General features: G+C 67.3%; 18 protein-coding genes. 13 read left to right on the forward strand and 5 right to left on the reverse strand.

Annotated elements, in window-relative coordinates; translation table 11 throughout:
- Nucleotides 1-1,263 carry an alpha-hydroxy acid oxidase gene (locus tag A5697_RS10115; protein ID WP_068010177.1) on the reverse strand — a complete coding sequence of 421 codons (1,263 nt, stop codon included), beginning with the start codon at nucleotides 1,261-1,263 and terminating at the stop codon, nucleotides 1-3.
- 19 nt (nucleotides 1,264-1,282) lie between these two features.
- Here A5697_RS10115 and A5697_RS10120 point away from each other — a divergent pair, with 19 nt between their 5' ends.
- Nucleotides 1,283-1,720 carry a DUF1810 domain-containing protein gene (locus tag A5697_RS10120; protein WP_068010179.1) on the forward strand — a complete coding sequence of 146 codons (438 nt, stop codon included), beginning with the start codon at nucleotides 1,283-1,285 and terminating at the stop codon, nucleotides 1,718-1,720.
- On the opposite strand, the gene A5697_RS10125 is transcribed toward A5697_RS10120, so the two are convergent.
- From A5697_RS10125 to A5697_RS10135, 3 genes are read right to left on the reverse strand one after another with little or no spacing between them, the layout of a single operon-like run.
- Nucleotides 1,706-3,013: an alpha-amylase family glycosyl hydrolase gene (locus tag A5697_RS10125; RefSeq protein ID WP_068010181.1), complete on the reverse strand. Its 1,308-nt coding sequence runs from the start codon at nucleotides 3,011-3,013 to the stop codon at nucleotides 1,706-1,708. The genes A5697_RS10120 and A5697_RS10125 overlap by 15 nt on opposite strands.
- Nucleotides 3,014-3,017: 4 nt before the next feature.
- Nucleotides 3,018-3,554 (reverse strand): alkyl hydroperoxide reductase, encoded by a 537-nt coding sequence (locus tag A5697_RS10130; RefSeq protein WP_068010186.1) that lies wholly within the window; start codon nucleotides 3,552-3,554, stop codon nucleotides 3,018-3,020.
- Between the two features lie 28 nt (nucleotides 3,555-3,582).
- Nucleotides 3,583-4,170 (reverse strand): peroxiredoxin, encoded by a 588-nt coding sequence (locus A5697_RS10135; protein ID WP_067950484.1) that lies wholly within the window; start codon nucleotides 4,168-4,170, stop codon nucleotides 3,583-3,585.
- Nucleotides 4,171-4,272: 102 nt separating this feature from the next.
- Here A5697_RS10135 and A5697_RS10140 point away from each other — a divergent pair, with 102 nt between their 5' ends.
- The 4 genes from A5697_RS10140 to A5697_RS10155 are packed head-to-tail and all read left to right on the forward strand — an operon-like array spanning nucleotide 4,273 to nucleotide 7,160.
- Nucleotides 4,273-5,208 carry a hydrogen peroxide-inducible genes activator gene (locus A5697_RS10140; protein WP_067950486.1) on the forward strand — a complete coding sequence of 312 codons (936 nt, stop codon included), beginning with the start codon at nucleotides 4,273-4,275 and terminating at the stop codon, nucleotides 5,206-5,208.
- 27 nt (nucleotides 5,209-5,235) lie between these two features.
- Nucleotides 5,236-5,946: an EthD domain-containing protein gene (locus A5697_RS10145; RefSeq protein WP_067950488.1), complete on the forward strand. Its 711-nt coding sequence runs from the start codon at nucleotides 5,236-5,238 to the stop codon at nucleotides 5,944-5,946.
- Nucleotides 5,943-6,386 carry a TIGR03618 family F420-dependent PPOX class oxidoreductase gene (locus A5697_RS10150; protein WP_067950490.1) on the forward strand — a complete coding sequence of 148 codons (444 nt, stop codon included), beginning with the start codon at nucleotides 5,943-5,945 and terminating at the stop codon, nucleotides 6,384-6,386. The genes A5697_RS10145 and A5697_RS10150 overlap by 4 nt, the downstream gene beginning before the upstream one ends.
- 18 nt (nucleotides 6,387-6,404) lie before the next feature.
- A complete protein-coding gene (locus A5697_RS10155) occupies nucleotides 6,405-7,160 on the forward strand; it encodes an enoyl-CoA hydratase/isomerase family protein (RefSeq protein ID WP_068010187.1) in 756 nt (251 codons plus the stop codon).
- Here the strand turns inward: A5697_RS10155 and A5697_RS27095 are convergent.
- The gene (locus A5697_RS27095) at nucleotides 7,157-7,342 is read right to left on the reverse strand and encodes a bacterioferritin-associated ferredoxin (protein ID WP_066954279.1); all 186 of its coding nucleotides are present in this window, start codon (nucleotides 7,340-7,342) and stop codon (nucleotides 7,157-7,159) included. The two genes, A5697_RS10155 and A5697_RS27095, sit on opposite strands and share 4 nt — an antisense overlap.
- Before the next feature lie 358 nt (nucleotides 7,343-7,700).
- Here A5697_RS27095 and bfr point away from each other — a divergent pair, with 358 nt between their 5' ends.
- The 8 genes from bfr to A5697_RS10195 all read left to right on the forward strand — a co-directional run bounded on the left by bfr (nucleotide 7,701) and on the right by A5697_RS10195 (nucleotide 15,670).
- Nucleotides 7,701-8,180 carry a bacterioferritin gene (gene bfr, locus A5697_RS10160; protein ID WP_055405255.1) on the forward strand — a complete coding sequence of 160 codons (480 nt, stop codon included), beginning with the start codon at nucleotides 7,701-7,703 and terminating at the stop codon, nucleotides 8,178-8,180.
- Between the two features lie 83 nt (nucleotides 8,181-8,263).
- On the forward strand, nucleotides 8,264-10,336 hold the full coding sequence (locus tag A5697_RS10165) for an MDR family MFS transporter (protein WP_068010188.1): 2,073 nt from the start codon (nucleotides 8,264-8,266) through the stop codon (nucleotides 10,334-10,336).
- 29 nt (nucleotides 10,337-10,365) lie between these two features.
- Complete coding sequence (locus A5697_RS10170) at nucleotides 10,366-10,860, forward strand: carboxymuconolactone decarboxylase family protein (protein ID WP_067944103.1); 495 nt, start codon at nucleotides 10,366-10,368, stop codon at nucleotides 10,858-10,860.
- A gap of 120 nt (nucleotides 10,861-10,980) precedes the next feature.
- On the forward strand, nucleotides 10,981-11,862 hold the full coding sequence (locus A5697_RS10175; protein WP_068010191.1) for a TIGR03854 family LLM class F420-dependent oxidoreductase: 882 nt from the start codon (nucleotides 10,981-10,983) through the stop codon (nucleotides 11,860-11,862).
- A 41-nt stretch (nucleotides 11,863-11,903) separates the two neighbouring features.
- Nucleotides 11,904-13,256, forward strand: a complete 1,353-nt coding sequence (locus A5697_RS10180) for a glutamine synthetase family protein (protein ID WP_068010192.1) — start codon at nucleotides 11,904-11,906, stop codon at nucleotides 13,254-13,256.
- A gap of 11 nt (nucleotides 13,257-13,267) precedes the next feature.
- Nucleotides 13,268-14,371 (forward strand): amidohydrolase family protein, encoded by a 1,104-nt coding sequence (locus tag A5697_RS10185; protein ID WP_068010281.1) that lies wholly within the window; start codon nucleotides 13,268-13,270, stop codon nucleotides 14,369-14,371.
- A 31-nt stretch (nucleotides 14,372-14,402) separates the two neighbouring features.
- On the forward strand, nucleotides 14,403-15,236 hold the full coding sequence (locus A5697_RS10190) for a lysophospholipid acyltransferase family protein (RefSeq protein ID WP_067944099.1): 834 nt from the start codon (nucleotides 14,403-14,405) through the stop codon (nucleotides 15,234-15,236).
- Nucleotides 15,236-15,670, forward strand: a complete 435-nt coding sequence (locus A5697_RS10195) for an SRPBCC family protein (RefSeq protein WP_067944098.1) — start codon at nucleotides 15,236-15,238, stop codon at nucleotides 15,668-15,670. Before A5697_RS10190 ends, A5697_RS10195 begins: the two co-directional genes overlap by 1 nt.
- The last annotated feature ends 288 nt before the right edge of the window (nucleotides 15,671-15,958 follow it).

The raw sequence follows: 15,958 nt of genomic DNA on the forward strand, positions 1-15,958 counted from the left end.
TCACGCGGGCGGCTGGATGGGCCCCAGGCGTTGCAGTTGGGTGACGTGTTTGGGGGAGAGCTCCTCGAGACAGGTGACACCCAACAGGCGCATGGTGCGGATCACGCCCTCGGCGAGGATGTCGATAGCGCGGGCGACGCCGGGCTCCCCGCCGGCCATCAGCCCGTACAGGTAGGCGCGTCCGACGAGCGTGCACCGCGCGCCCAGTGCGATCGCCGCCACGATGTCGGCACCCGACATGATGCCGGTGTCCAGCAGGATCTCGGTGTGCTTGCCGACTTCGCGCGAGACCGAGGGCAACAGGTGGAACGGCACCGGGGCCCGATCCAGTTGACGCCCACCGTGATTCGACAACACGATGCCGTCGACGCCGCGCTCGACGACCGCGCGCGCGTCGTCGAGCGTCTGGATGCCCTTGACCACCAACTTGCCGGGCCACTGGGCCTTGATCCACTCCAGGTCATCGAAGGTGAGGCTGGGGTCGAACATGGTGCTCAGATACTCGGCGACGGTCCCCGGCCAGCGATCCAGCGACGCGAACGCCAGCGGCTCGGTGGTCAACAGGTCGAACCACCATTTCGGGTGCGGTACCGCGTCCAGGACGGTGCGCAGTGTCAGCGTCGGCGGGATCGTCATCCCGTTGCGGTTGTCGCGCAGCCGGGCGCCCGAGACCGGGACGTCGACGGTGGCCAGCAGGGTGTCGAAGCCGGCATCCGCGGCGCGCTGGACCAGTGCCATCGAGCGTTCCCGGTCGCGCCACATGTACAGCTGAAACCACTTCCTGCCCTGGGGAACAGCGGTCACCAGGTCCTCGATCGCGCAGGTGCCCAGGGTGGACAGCGAGAAGGGAATGCCCGCCTTGGCCGCCGCCGCCGCGCCCGCGATCTCGCCCTCGGTGTGCATCAGTCGGGTGAAGCCGGTGGGCGCGATGCCGAATGGCAAGACCACCGGCTGGCCCAGCACATTCCAGCCGGCGGTGACGTTGCTGACGTCCCGCAGGATTGTCGGGTGAAACTCGATGTCGCGGAACGCTTGCCGGGCGCGCTGGATGGAAAGCTCGTCTTCGGCGGCGCCGTCCGTGTAATCGAACGCCGCCTTGGGCGTGCGGCGTTTGGCGATGCGTCGCAGATCTTCGATGGTGTGCGCGGCGTCGAGGCGGCGCTTGGTCGCGTCGAACTGCGGTCGCTTGAACTGGATCAGCGGCGCGAGGTCGCGAACCGTGGGCACTCGTCGTTTGACGGCCTTCCGTCTTTTGGATTCCACAGTGTGCAACCGTAGTCACATGGAATCGGCGAGTGACCCGTTCGACCTCGAGCGCTTCGTCGACGCGCAGGCCCCGGTGTACCGCAACGTGGTCGAAGAGCTGCGCTCCGGTCGTAAACGCAGTCACTGGATGTGGTTCGTCTTCCCGCAGTTACGCGGATTGGGCGGAAGCCCGACCGCGGTGCGCTACGGCATCTCCTCGCTCGAGGAGGCGCGCGCCTACCTGGGCCATGAGCTGCTCGGGCCGCGGTTGCGTGAGTGCACTCGGCTGGTCAACGAGGTGCGGGACCGATCGGTCGCCGACATCTTCGGCTCGCCCGATGACCTGAAGCTGCGCTCGTCGATGACGCTGTTCGCCCGCGCCGCGGACGACAACGAGGATTTCCTCGCGGTCCTCGACAAGTACTACGGCGGCAGGCAGGACCAGCTGACTGTGGAACGCCTAGGCGGGGCCTAAGATTCGCCAGCCGTGCGGTTCTACGACCAGCGCGTCCACCACCTCTTCCGGCGGAGCCGACGACCCGCCGATGACCCGCTTGTGGGACGTGCCCAGTTCCGACAGCGCCACCCGCATCGGCGCGTCGTCGATGTTGAGCGCGACCAGCAGCGCGTCGTCGCCACTGCGGGTCTCGTAGAGGTAATGCCGGTTTTCCAGCCGTAGCGCGGTGGTCGACGCCCGGTGCAGCCACGGGTGACGACGGCGCAACCCGACCAGGAACTGGTGCAACGCCCACATCTCGGCACCAAACGCATCCAATTGCACTGGGGGAGAGGCGAACTCGGGACGCACCGCGTCGTCCCCGCCGTAGCGTTCCTCCTTGACGCCGCGGAATCCGAGTTCGTCGCCCGCGTAGATGCTGGGGACCCCGCCGACGGTGAGCATGGTCACCAGCGCATGGGCCACGTGCTCGGGGCGGTCGAGCCGGCTGGCGATGCGGGTGACGTCGTGGTTGCCGATGAAAGTGAGCGGGACGAAGCCGGCCAGGAACTCACCATGCCGCTGCAGCGCCCAGTCCAGCTCGAAGAAGTTGCCGTCGTTGAGAGCGCTCCAGATGGCCTTCCACAGCTCGTATTGGGTGGCCGAGTCGAAGGTGGCGGCCCGTACGACGGCGGCGTAGTCGCCGTGGATGAGCTCACCCACGAACCAGGCGTCGGGAAAGCGCTCGCGCACCCGTGGCAGCGTTGACGCCCAAAACCGTTCCGGCACCGTGTAAGCCGCGTCGAGTCGCCAGCCGTCGGCGCCGCGTTCCAGCCAGTGCGCCATCACGTCCGCGGTGTAGTCGACCACTTCGGGGTTGTCGTGGTTGAGCGTGATCAGTTCCGAGTGGCCCTCGAACGTGTGGAATCGTCCCGGACGCCCCCGAAACCAGCGCGCGGCCGCCTCATCGTTCGGCGCCTGCTGGTAGCGGGGGAAGTCCAGGCCGACGTGATTGAACACGCCGTCGAGCAGGATGCGCAGGCCGCGGCCACGGGCCTCGGCGACGAGATGGTCGAAATCATCGTCGTCCCCGAGCCGCGGATCGATGCGGTAGTGGTCGGTGGTGTCGTAACCGTGGGTGCGCGAGGCGAAGATCGGGCCCAGCGCAACGCCGGACGCGCCCAGCGCGATGGCGTGGTCGAACCAGTCGACGAGCCGCCGCAGCCGGTGTTCTTCCGGCCGCGGCGGCTCCGACGAAGGAAAGGCGCCGACGAACCCCAGCGGATAGACCTGCCACCAGATCGCGTGTTCTACCCAGGCCGGTGCCGTCACTGCGTCAGCCGACGGTGGCCAGCGTCTGGGCGGCGACAATCGCTTGTGCCACGCCGGAAATGATGGCCGCGGCCTTCAGCGCCTCCTGGATGGTCTCCCGGGCGACTCCCGCCTCGCGCAGCGTGTGCTCGTGGGAGGCCACGCAGTCCGGGCATCCGTTGATCGACGACACCGCGAACGACCACAGCTCGAAGTTCGCCTTCTCCACGCCGGGATTGGCGATAATGTTCATCCGCAATCCCGCACGCAGGTCGTCGTACTTGCCGTCGAGGAAGCCCCGGCCACGGTAGAACACGTTGTTCATGCCCATGATCGATGCGGCTCCCAGCGCCGCGTTGTACGCCTCGGCGGACAGGATGTCGGCCGCCTCGGCACCGATCTCGCTGATTACCTGAGCGTTTCGCGTCGCCGCGGCGCTCGCCAGCAGGGTGCCCCACAGCTGCTCCTCGTTGAGCTCGGTCGTGCGCGTGATCGAGCCGAGGTTGAGCTTGAGGTCCTTGGCGTACTCGGGCAGCGCTTCCTTGAGGTTTTCTACGCTCATCTCGCCTCCCTGATCAGACCCTACGTGACTAAGCCGAGGCCTTGAGCAGCTCGGCGGCGTTCAGCGTCGGGTCGCCCTTGCGCCAGTTGCAGGCGCACAGCTCGTCGGACTGCAACGCATCGAGGACCCGCAACACTTCCTCGACGTTGCGCCCCACCGATCCGGCGGTGACCGACACGAACTGGATCTCGTTGTTGGGGTCCACCAGGAAGGTCGCCCGGTCGGCCACACCGTCGGCGTTGAGAACGCCGGTGGCCAGGCTCAGCTCACGCTTGATGTCCGAGAGCATCGGAAACGGCAGCTTCTTCAGGTCCTCGTGCTGCGCGCGCCAGTTGAAGTGCACGAATTCGCTGTCGATCGAGACGCCCAGGACCTGCGCGTCGCGGTCGGCGAACTCGTCGTTGAGCTTGCCGAACGCGGCGATCTCGGTCGGGCACACGAAGGTGAAGTCCTTGGGCCAGAAGAACACAACGCGCCACTTCCCGTCGTGGTCCTCGTTGGTGACAGTGGTGAAGTAGTCCTCGGGCTGCTTGGCGTCGACCTTGGACAAGTCGCCCGCGATCAGCGCGGTGAGCTCATAGGCGGGAAACTGGTCGCCGATGGTCAGCAAAGGCATGGCTCTCCTAATTTGGATTCACTCAAGAATAGCTTTCTCTGCCAATGCTGCCCGCTCGGCCGGTCTGAAGTAAAGGTGATATTTCCCACTACACTTATAGGCATGCCCGATAAGATTTATCAGCCGACGATCGCCGGCCTCCGCGCGTTCGCCGCCGTCGCCGAAAAGCGCCAGTTCAGCGGCGCCGCAACCACTCTCGGAGTCAGCCAGTCCACGTTGTCGCAGGCGCTCGCGGCGCTGGAGACCGGGCTCGGCACCCAGCTGGTCGAGCGCTCGACGCGGCGTGTCCTCTTGACGGCGGAGGGCGCGGAGCTGTTGCCGCGCGCCCAGGCCGTCATCGAGGCGGTGGACGCGTTCACCGCCGCCGCCGCGGGTTCGTCCGATCCGCTGCGGGGCGGCATGCGACTGGGACTGATCCCGACGGTCGCGCCCTACGTCCTGCCGACCGTGCTGGCCGGCCTGACCGAGCAGTTCCCCGGAATGACCTTGCGGGTGACCGAAGACCAGACCGAACGGCTGATGACGGTATTGCGCGAGGGCGCACTCGATGCGGCCCTCATCGCCCTGCCCGCCGACAGCGGCGGTGTCACCGCGATCCCGATCTACGACGAGGATTTCGTCCTCGCGCTCCCGCCCGGACATCCGCTGTCGGGAAAGCGGCGAGTTCCGGCGACGGCACTGGCCGATCTGCCCCTGCTGCTGCTGGACGAGGGACACTGCCTGCGCGATCAGGCGCTGGACGTGTGCCACAAGGCGGGCGTTCGACCGGAGCTGGCCAATACGCGGGCGGCGTCACTGGCCACCGCGGTGCAGTGCGTGACCGGCGGCCTGGGGGTGACGCTTATCCCGCAGAGCGCGGTGCCGGTCGAGGCGACGAGAAGCCGCCTGGGCCTAGCGCAGTTCGCCGCGCCGCGCCCGGGACGGCGCATCGGGCTGGTGTACCGCTCGTCGAGCGGTCGTGACGAGTCCTACCGGCAATTGGCCGACATGATCGGCAGATTGATCAGCGACGAACATCCCGTCCGGCTGATCAAATAGCGCGGCCGCCGCGGGTAGGTTCTGCCTATGGAAAAGGTCATCGCCGTCCTCATGCGTGCCGATTCGGACGAGGGGTGGTGCGCCCGCCAGCGCGGCCCCGTCGCCGACGCCTTGTTGGAATTGGGCCTGCCGGGGTTGTCGGTCAACGTCCGCGACGACGCCGTGCGCCACTCGCTGATGACGCTCACGACGCTGGATCCGCCGGTCGCGGCGGTGGTGAGCATGTGGACCCAGCAGTGCTACGGCGAGCAGATGTCCGCAGCGCTGACCCTGCTGGAGGCCGAATGCGAACAGCTCGCCGCCTACCTGGTAACCGAATCGGTTCCGCTCAAAGCGCCGGTAACCGAATCCGGTTCGCGCACAGCGGGTTTAGCCAACATTGCGCTGCTGCGCCGGCCCGCCGGCCTGGACCAGGAGACCTGGCTGGCCCGGTGGCAGCGAGACCACACCTCGGTGGCGATCGAGACGCAGTCGACCTTCGGCTACACCCAGAACTGGGTGGTGCGCGCCCTCACCCCGGACGGACCGGGAATCGCGGGCATCGTCGAGGAGTTGTTCCCGCAGGAGGCGATCACCGATCTCAAGGCGTTTTTCGGTGCCGCCGACGACGACGACTTGCAGGACCGACTGGGCCGAATGGTCGCCAGCACCACGGCGTTCGGCGCCAACGAGAACATCGACACCGTCCCCACCAGCCGCTACGTATTCAAGACACCGTTCATCGAGGAACCCACATGACATCTCTGCGTGATGCCGTCGGCCTGGCCGCGGCGGAAAACGGCCTGGCGGTGGTGTCCACCGTTCGGGCCGACGGAACGGTGCAGGCTTCGCTGGTCAACGTCGGCCTGTTGCCGCATCCGGAAAGCGGCCAGGAGGTGTTGGGGTTCACCACCTACGGCAAGGTCAAGCTGGCCAACCTGCGCGCACGGCCGCAACTGGCGGTCACCTTTCGCAAGGGCTGGCAGTGGGCGACGGTCGAGGGCCGCGCCGAGCTGGCCGGCCCCGAGGACACGCAGCCCTGGCTGACCACGGACGACCAGCTGCGGCTCTTGCTCCGCGACGTCTTCACCGCCGCGGGCGGCACGCATGACGACTGGGACGAATACGACCGCGTGATGGCCCGGGAGCGGCGCGCCGTCGTGCTGATCGCGCCCACCCGCGTCTACAGCAACGGCTGACGTCGTTAGGCTGCAGCGGTGACGCTGCAGATCGATGACGAAAACCGGGTGCGCACCCTCACGCTGAACCGGCCCGAGGCGCTGAACGCATTCAACGAAGCCCTGTACGACGCGACCGCCGAGGCGCTGTTGGCCGCCGCCGACGACCCCGAGGTCGCGGTGGTGCTGCTGACCGGCGCGGGCCGCGGCTTCAGCGCCGGTACCGACCTCGCCGAGATGCAGGCCCGCATCACCGATCCGGATTTCGCCCCGGGCAAGCACGGTTTCGTCGGGCTGATCGACGCCCTCAGCGCGTTCCCCAAGCCGCTCATCTGCGCGGTCAACGGTGTGGGCGTGGGCATCGGCGCCACGATCCTCGGCTACGCCGATCTTGCCTTCATGTCATCGACGGCCCGCCTCAAGTGTCCGTTCACCAGCCTGGGGGTGGCCCCGGAAGCGGCCTCGTCGTACCTGCTGCCGCAGCTGGTGGGCCGGCAGAATGCCGCCTGGCTGTTGATGTCCTCGGAATGGGTCGACGCTGAGGAGGCGCTGCGGATGGGCCTGGTCTGGCGGGTCTGCGACCCCGAGGATCTGTTGCCCGAAGCCCGTCGGCACGCGGAAACCCTTGCCAGCCGCCCCATTTCAAGCTTGATGGCGGTCAAGCACACGATGATGGAACCGGTGCGGCCGGAAATCGCGGCAGCCACCGCGCGGGAAAACGCTCACTTCGCCGAATTGATGGGCGCACAGGCCAACGCGGCGGCCCTGGCGGACTTCAACAAAGCCCGGGGCTAAAGCGACGGAGCGGTCTCGAGATTCGCCGACGCGGCGATGATGGCCCGCAGTGTCCTCTTACAACGTCCGCAATCGCCACCGGCACCGCATGCGGCCGCGACCTCTTTGGAGGTGGAGGCACCGCGCGCAACCACTTCGGACACCGTGTGGTTGGTGACGCCGACACACAGGCACACATACATCAGTGCATCCCCTGCATGCGGGCGACATCCCCTTCGTCGGCGGCGTGGCCAAGCGAGCGCACTTTGTCCTCCCTCTCGGCATCCCGGGTTTATCGGGATTTGAAGAAGTAGTACCGAACCCAGACCGTTATTAGTTGAGTCTAACCTAAGTTCGTTAGCGCAGTCTAACCTTACCCGCTAGCAACGTGCCGCACCCGGGCCGCGAGCGACACACACTGAGCACAGCCATACCTTGCTGGAAGATCGCCACGCGTCGTGGCAAAGTGCGGGTACGGCCCGGCACGGTGTGTTCAGCCCAGCGCACCCGGCCCGGAGCCACGAAATGACCACCGTTTCACGTCACCGTAGGGGAGTGATCATGCAAGGGGATCCGGATGTTTTGCGCCTGCTCAACGAGCAGTTGACCGGCGAGCTCACCGCGATCAACCAATATTTCCTGCACTCGAAGATGCAGGACAACTGGGGGTTCACCGAGCTTGCCGAGCACACCCGGGCCGAGTCCTTCGACGAGATGCGGCACGCGGAGGCGATCACCGATCGCATCCTGCTGCTCGATGGGCTGCCGAACTACCAGCGTCTCTTCTCGCTGCGCATCGGCCAGACGCTGCGCGAGCAGTTCGAGGCCGACCTGGCCATCGAGTACGAGGTGATGGACCGGCTGAAGCCCGGCATCATCATGTGCCGCGAGAAGCAGGACACCACGAGCGCCAACCTGCTGGAAGAGATCGTGGCCGATGAGGAAAAGCACATCGATTACCTCGAGACGCAGCTGGAGCTGATGGACAAGCTCGGCGTGGAGCTCTACTCCGCGCAGTGCGTTTCGCGCCCGCCGAGCTGACGCGCCCACGCCTTTCGTGGGTTTTGGTTGCCACGGGTTGACCGTGGGCACTCACTACCATCGAAAGCCGTGGAAAGGCGGGCATGACGAAGGCGACACCAGCGGCGGCTCCGGCCGGCCACACTTCGGATTCGGGACCCGGGGACGTCGCGGTCGACCCGCAGCGACGCAACTTCATCTTCGTGGCGATCCTGCTCGGCATGCTGATGGCCGCGCTGGACCAAACGATCGTGGCGACAGCGTTGCCCACCATCGTCGCCAATCTCGGTGGCGCAGGCCATCAATCGTGGGTCGTCACCAGCTACCTGCTCGCCTCGACCATCATCACCGCCCTCGTCGGCAAGTTCGGTGACCTGTTCGGCCGCAAGCGCGTTTTCCAGGCGGCCGTCGTGTTCTTCGTCACCGGGTCGGTGCTGTGCGGGCTCTCGAGCTCGATGGGCATGTTGGTCGCGTCACGCGCGCTGCAGGGCATCGGCGGCGGCGGGCTGATGGTGACCGCGATGGCGCTGATCGGCGAGGTGATCCCGCTGCGGGACCGTGGCCGCTATCAGGGCGCGATGGGCGCGGTATTCGGCGTCACCACCGTGATCGGTCCCTTGCTCGGCGGCTACTTCACCGACCACTTCACCTGGCGCTGGGCGTTCTGGATCAACGTGCCGATCTCGGTCGTGGTCTTCTTCGTTGCGGCCGCCGCCATCCCGGCGCTGTCCAACCGCACCAAACCGGTCATCGACTACGCGGGCATCCTGTTCGTCGGACTGGGCGCCACCGGGCTGACACTGGCCACCAGCTGGGGCGGGACCACCTACCCGTGGGGATCGCCCACGATCATCGGCCTGTTCGTCGGCTCGGCGATCGCGCTGTGCGTCTTCGCCTGGGTGGAAAGCCGCGCCGCCGCGCCGATTCTGCCGACCCGGCTGTTCGGCAGTCCGGTGTTCACGGTGTGCTGCGTCCTGTCCTTCGTGGTCGGTTTCGCGATGCTGGGCGCCCTGACATTCCTGCCGACGTACATGCAGTTCGTCGACGGCGTCTCGGCCACCACGTCGGGCCTGCGCACGCTGCCGATGGTGATCGGGATGCTGACCACCTCGATGGGCAGTGGTGTCATCGTCGGCCGCACGGGCAGATACAAAGTCTTTCCCGTCGCCGGCACCGCCGTCATGGCGGTGGCGTTCTTTCTGATGTCGCGGATGGACCCGTCGACATCGGTTTTGGTGCAATCCCTGTTCCTCGTCATCCTCGGCGCCGGGATCGGGATGTGCATGCAGACGCTTGTCCTGATCGTGCAGAACACCGTGGACTTCGACGACCTCGGCGTCGCGACCTCCGGCGTCACCTTTTTCCGCACGATCGGCAGCTCGTTCGGCGCCGCCATCTTCGGTTCACTGTTCACGAACTTCCTGCACAGCCGGATCGGCCCGGCGATGGTGGCCAGCCGCGCGCCCGCCGCGGCCGCAGCGTCGCCGGAGGCGTTGCACCGGTTGCCGCGCCAGGCGGCCGCGCCGATCGTCGCCGCCTACGCCGAGTCGCTCACCCAAGTGTTTCTCTGGGCGGTTCCGGTCGCGCTGGTCGGGTTCGTCCTCGCGTTGTTCCTCCGTGAGGTACCCCTACGAGAAATGCACGACAGCACAATCGATCTCGGCGATGCGTTCGGCATGCCGAACACCGAGACACCGGATCAGATGCTGGAGAACGCGGTCGAACGCATGCTGCGCGGTGTGCCGGGCATGCGATTACGCAGCATCGCCATGCGACCCGACTGCCGACTCGACGTGGCCGGATTGTGGGGCGTCCTGCGCATCAACCGCTACGGCCAGATATATGGGACGGCCCGGCTCACCGACATCGCCGACTACCTACGGATACCGTTCGAGGTCTTGGAGCCCACCTTCGCGCGCCTGATCGCGACCGGATACGCCCGGGGCGACGGCAACCAGATGTGGCTGACACCCGCGGGGGCCCAGCAGGTGGACTACGTGCACTCGCTGCTGGTGGGCTGGCTGGTCGACAAGCTCGCCCGGTCACCGGGATTCGACGGACGACCGGATCGCCGCGTGGTCGAAGCGGCGCTGAATCGAGTCGCGGGCCGCGTTCTCGCGCAACGGGACTGGAACGACGACCGTCCCACCACGAAGATCCCGGTGCCCACACCCTGAAACGGGCGCTGCGGGCGTACCATCACGCCATGAGCCGAATCGGAACATTTGCCGACGACGACCTGGCCGGCTGGTTTGTGAAGTCTCCTGACATCGGCGCCGCGCTCGGCGGCTTCAGCAACGCGGTCTACACCAAGAACCGGTTGCCGCTGCGCACCCGCGAACTGGCCCGCGCGGTGATCGCCCACCGCAACGAATGCGTCGTCTGCGTCAACACCCGCGACGAGGACGGGCCCGCCGCCGGCGTCGACGAGGAGTTGTACGACCACGCCCAGGAGTGGCGCACGTGGCCCGGCTACAGCGAACAGGAGCGGCTGGCCGCCGAGTTCGCGGACCGGTTCGCCAGCGATCACACCGCCCTGCGCGACGACGAGGACTTCTGGAGCCGTTGCTCCGAGCATTTCTCCGACGAGCTGCTGGCCGATCTGGCCCTGTCGTGCGCGCTGTGGGTCGGCATGGGTCGCGTGTTGCGGACCCTCGACATCGGCCAAGCCTGCAAACTGACCATTCCCAGCCGGGCATAGCCGCCCGCCGCGGTCGATCGGGCCCGCGACACATAAACGTCTGCGACGACACGCCGGAAAACGTCTCAGCGGTTTATCTTTCGCGGGCACAAAACGCCGCGTCGCCGCGTTGCGGTAGCTGTGAAGATTCGCTTCGGCGTCGGATTGGGTGCGGATACCGCTCCGGATCGGTTGGCCCCCATCGTGGATCGGCTGGAGTCCAGCGGGGTGGATTCGCTGTGGTTCTCGGAGCTGGTCTACTCCCCGGCGGTCGATCCGGTGGTCGGCATGGCCTACGCCCTCGCCAGGACGACCCGGCTGAAGGTCGGCACCTCGGTGGCTGTTCTTCCCGGGCGGCATCCGGTCCTGGTCGCCAAACAATTGGCGTCGTTGGCGGCAGTCGCGCCGAAGCGGGTCCTTCCCGTCTTCGGTCTGCGGTCGGCGATTCCGGCCGAACGCGAGGTGTTCGTGGTCCCCGACGGGGAGCGGGCCGCGGTGTTCGACGAGTCGCTGCGGGTGCTGCGCTCGGCGCTGGCCGAGGATTCGGCCAGCTACACCGGACGGTATTTCACGGTCAACGGGGCTTCCGTCCTGCCGAGGCCGACTCCGCCGCTGGATATCTGGCTGGCCGGCTCGGCGCCCGGAGCCTTTCGGCGCATCGGCGCGCTGGGGGACGGCTGGCTGGGCAGTTTCCTGACCCCCGAAGAGGCGCGAGCGGGCCGTGAGGCGATCGAACGCGCCGCGGCGCAAGCGGGCCGGCAGATCGACCCCGACCACTTCGGGATCTCGTTGGCGGTAGCAGAAGGCGACTTGCCCGCTGAGGTGGCCGCGGCGGCCCGGAAGCGCCGCCCCGACGTCGACCCCGCCGACCTGATCGCCGCCGGATGGGATCGCCTGCACCGACAGCTCGACGCCTACATCGATGCGGGGTTGACGAAGTTCGTCATCCGGCCGGTGGGCGGCGGTCCCATCGACGGCTTCCTCGATCGGTTCGTCACCGACCTGATCGCCCGCCAGAACTGAATCCGGCAGCCCGGGCATCTCGAGGCTGCACAATGACTGCCATGACCGGCACACCGCTTGCCGCCGCGCGGATCGCCCAGCTCGAGGCCGAGGGCGTCGACGCCGTCGTCGGCACCATCGTGAATCCCGCCGGCCTCACCCTGGCCAAGACGGTTCCGATCCGGCGGACCAACGCGTTCGCCGATCCCGGTCTCGGCGCCAGCCCGTCGTGGCACGCCTTCGCGATCGACCAGAGCGGGATCGCCTTCACGCCCGATGTCGGTGTCATCGGGGACCAGCGCCTGCGCATCGACGTGTCGGCCCTGCGCATCGTCGGCGACGGGCTGGCGTGGGCGCCGGCCGCGTTCTTCTCCCAGGACGGCGCGCCCGTTCCCGCGTGCGCCCGCGGCACGCTGGGCCGGGTCGAAGCCGCGCTCGGCGAAGCCGGGATCGAGGCGGTGATCGGGCACGAGGTGGAATTCCTGTTGGTCGCCCCCGACGGCGGCCGCCTCCCGTCGGCGTTGTGGGCGCAGTACGGCCTCGCCGGCATCCTCGAGCATGAAGCGTTCGTCCGGGACGTCACCCGGTCGGCGGCGGCGGCGGGACTCGCGATCGAGCAGTTTCACCCCGAGTACGGCGCCAACCAGTTCGAACTTTCCCTGGCGCCGCAATCCCCAGTGGCCGCCGCCGACCAGCTGGTGCTGCTGCGCCTCGTCGTCGGGCGGGTGGCCCGCCGCCACGGGGTTCGCATCAGCCTGTCACCCGTGCCCTTCGCGAACGGCGTGGGATCGGGTGCCCACCAACATTTCTCGCTGACCACGCCGGAAGGTCCGCTGTTCTCCGACGGCGACGGCGCCCACGGCATGACGGCGGCGGGGGAGAGCGCGGTGGCGGGGCTGGTCGGCGGACTGCCGGCGGCGCAAGGCGTGCTGTGCGGGTCGATCGTGTCCGGCGTGCGGATGCGCCCGGGCAACTGGGCCGGCGCCTACGCGTGCTGGGGGACCGAGAACCGCGAGGCGGCCGTGCGGTTCATCACCGGCGGGCCCGCCAATCCGCGCGGCGGGAACGTCGAAGTCAAAATCGTCGACCCCTCCGCCAACCCGTACCTGGCGTCGGCGGCGATCCTGGGGCTGGCGCTCGACGGGATTAAGCGCCAAGCGGCGTTGCCACCGGAGATCACCGTCGACCCCGCGGCCCTGTCAGATTCCGACCGTGAGCGCGACGACGTCGTCAACCTCGCCAGGGGACAGGCCGAAGTGATTGCGGCACTGGATGATTCCGAACTGCTGCGCGGCATTCTGGGCGACCCGGCGGTCGACATGGTGGTCGCCGTCCGCCACCTGGAGCACGAGCGGTACGGCGACCTCGACACCGAGCAACTGGCCGACAAATTCCGGATGGCCTGGAGCCTGTGACGGGGCACGCGATGACGTCGGACGCCCTGGCACAGCACATCGGTGACGTGCGACTGATCGATCAACATGTCCACGGTTGCTGGTTGACGGCGGGTGATCGGCAACGGTTCGAGAACGCGCTCAACGAGGCCAACACCCAACCCATCGTGGGCTCGGGGTTCGACTCGCAACTCGGCTTCGCACTACGCGCGCACTGCGGCCCCATCCTCGGACTGACCAAACACGTTGACCCACAATCGTATTGGGATCACCGCAGTCAGCTCAGCGAGGCCGAGCTGGCCCGCATGTTCCTACCGGCCGCAGGAGTGAGCGACTGGCTGGTGGACACCGGGATCGACGCCGGCACCGCCGGCACCGCCGGCATGGCCGAACTTTCCGGCGGCCGCGCATATGAGGTAATTCGGGTCGAGCAGATCGCCGAACAGGCCGCGCGGGCGCCGGGCGACTACGCGGCGGCTTTCGAGGACATCCTGCGTGGGCGCGCGGCGACGGCGGTCGGCACCAAGTCGATCCTGGCCTACCGGGGCGGATTCGACGGCGACCTGAGCGAGCCGTCGCCGTCGCAGGTCGCGGAGGCCGCCGGCCGGTGGCGCGACAGCGGCGGTACCCGGTTACAGGATCGGGTGCTGCTGCGTTTCGGGTTGCATCAGGCGCTGCGGCTGGGCAAACCCCTGCAATTCCACGTCGGCCTCGGCGACCGCGACTGCGATCTGCACAAGGCCAACCCGCTGCTGTTGCTCGACTTCCTGCGCCAGTCAGGGGAGACCCCGATCGTCCTCTTGCACTGCTACCCCTACGAGCGGGAGGCCGGATATCTGGCGCAGGCGTTCAACAACGTCTATCTCGACGGTGGGCTGAGCGTGAACCAGCTGGGCGCGCGGTCGGTGGCGTTCATCGCCCGGCTGCTGGAGCTGGCGCCCTTCCACAAGATCCTTTACTCCTCGGACGGGTTCGGCCCCGCGGAACTCCATTTCCTCGGTGCGGCCCTGTGGCGCACCGGCATTCATCGCGTATTGCGGGAATTTGTGGCCAACGACGACTGGAGCGAGAGCGACGCCATCCGGGTTGTCGACCTGATCGCTCACGAAAACGCCGCAGGTCTCTACCGCGTTTGACCCCCGGTGAAGCCGGGGTATACGGGCGGTTATGGCGACCGCGAAGGGCGTCTTGGAGTGGGCCCGCGACAAGGTGGTGTCGTGGGTGCCCAAAGCGGACCTCGACCAGCGCGACCCGGACTACATCCGCGACCAGCTCCCGGGCACCTGGCTGCTGGCGTCGTTCTACTTCCGGGCGGACGTGCGCGGCATGGATCGCATTCCGGCCGAGGGGCCGGTGCTGCTGGTCGGCAATCACAGCGGCGGCAACGTGCCGCCCGACACTTTCGTGTTCACGCTCGCCTTCTGCTCCTATTTCGGCGTCGAGCGGCCCTTCTACCAGTTGGCCCACAACCTGGTGGTGTCCGCACCTCCGCTGGGCTGGCTGCGCAAATTCGGCACCGTCGCCGCCAATCCCGAAAATGCCCGTCTCGCATTGGATTCCGGCGCCGCTCTGCTGGTCTACCCCGGCGGCGACTACGAGGTGTTCCGGCCCTCGTGGGAACGCCACAAGGTCGACTTCGGCGGGCGCATGGGCTACGTGAAGCTGGCCCGGGAGGCCGGAGTACCGATCGTCCCCGTCGCCAGCGTCGGCGGGCAGGAAAGCGCGTTGTTCCTCAACCGCGGGCAGTGGTTGGCCAAGCTGCTGATGGCCGACAGGTTGCTTCGGCTCAAGAGCGTCCCGATATCGCTGGCACTGCCGTGGGGTCTAAACATCAGCGACCTGGCCGGCCACATTCCGTTGCCCACCAAGATCGTGATCGAGGTCCAGCACCCGATCGAGGTCGATGGCGACGACCAAGCGGTGCACGACAAGGTGATGGCCAGCCTGCAGGGCGGCGTCGACCGGCTGGCCGCCGAGCGGCGATTCCCGGTGATCGGCTGATGCGCGTCGAACGCCGTTGCGTCATCAACGCCGACCGTTCCGCGGTCTGGAAGATCGTCAGCGACCCGGACTGTTACCCGTCGTTCATGACGAACCTGGAGCGCTGGGAGTCCTCGAACGACAAGGCGGCCGGCGTCGGCGCGCGCTACACGGTCCACTGGAAGATCGGCTCCGTCCCCGTCGGCGGACTCATCGAAGTGGTCGAATTCGATGACGACCGCGACCTGGCGTTCGTGGGTCTCACCGGCATCACCCTGCGTGGGCGGATCCGGCTGCGCGACGCGCACGACGGCCGAACGAAGGTGACCTTCCGCCTGTCGTACCAGGCGCCGGGCGGGCTGCTCGGATACATCGCCGACCGGATCGCCGTGCGCCAGGTGGGACGCACGCTCGCCGAAACCTTGAAACGCCTCAGGAAGCTCGCCGAGTCGTAACCAATTTTTCCAAATTCCGGTGTGATCAACCGCCGCGCGGCATACGCTCCGATCGACGAATCGGGCGACGTCACCAAACTTCGAGAAAGGGGTTTGGGAGCATGTTGCTCCGAGCAGCTCTCATCGCCGCGGTCCAACAGTACTTATAGCGGTTGGCGACGTCGGCGCTGCGCAGGGCGCTGTGATGGTCGACATACGAGGGGTGACCATCCAAGCGACTCGAGCGCCGATGTCGCCGAATCCGTTGCAGCTTATAGCGATCCGATGATCCGGTGCTGCGGGCGAAGA

Origin of the sequence: Mycobacterium sp. E3251, assembly GCF_001666835.1 — a bacterium.
Taxonomy (GTDB): Bacteria; Actinomycetota; Actinomycetes; order Mycobacteriales; family Mycobacteriaceae; genus Mycobacterium.